Origin of the sequence: Corallococcus exercitus, assembly GCF_003611585.1 — a bacterium.
Classification (GTDB): Bacteria; Myxococcota; Myxococcia; order Myxococcales; family Myxococcaceae; genus Corallococcus; species Corallococcus exercitus.
Window position 1 is genome coordinate 1 of sequence record NZ_RAVW01000930.1, and the last position, 405, is coordinate 405.

The 405-nt window shown below is 56.3% G+C and carries 1 protein-coding gene; it reads left to right on the forward strand.

Annotated features, from left to right (window positions below; genetic code table 11):
• On the forward strand, positions 1-405 hold a 405-nt coding region (locus tag D7W79_RS43445; protein ID WP_208730000.1), incomplete at both ends, for a hypothetical protein.

Consider the following 405-nt stretch of genomic DNA (forward strand, 5'->3'; position numbering starts at 1 on the left):
ACGCGTGTCATGGTCAAGAGCTTTCGTCATTACACGGGCAATGTGTTTAAAACCTTTGACACGCCCGATCTTGCCTCGAAGCCTGATCTTGCCTCCTACATTCCTGGGACCGATTTAAAGCGATTGGCGGCGCTGTGGATCGACACGTACACAAATGGGCACGAGATCACGGTGAGCACGCCACGCCCCTTGAATGAGGCGTTTGACGAAACGGATATACAGGCGTTGACCGCAGGTCGCCCGCCTGATGCAATGCCCTTGAAGGCGTTCACCCTCAGTAATGGCCAAATCAAGGTGATGCAAGGGGCGGATGAAACCGACCTGCGACAGCACATGGACACGCCCCACATCTGGGGATTCCCCACGACACTGATAACCCGTGAGCGCGTGCGCCCTGGATACACC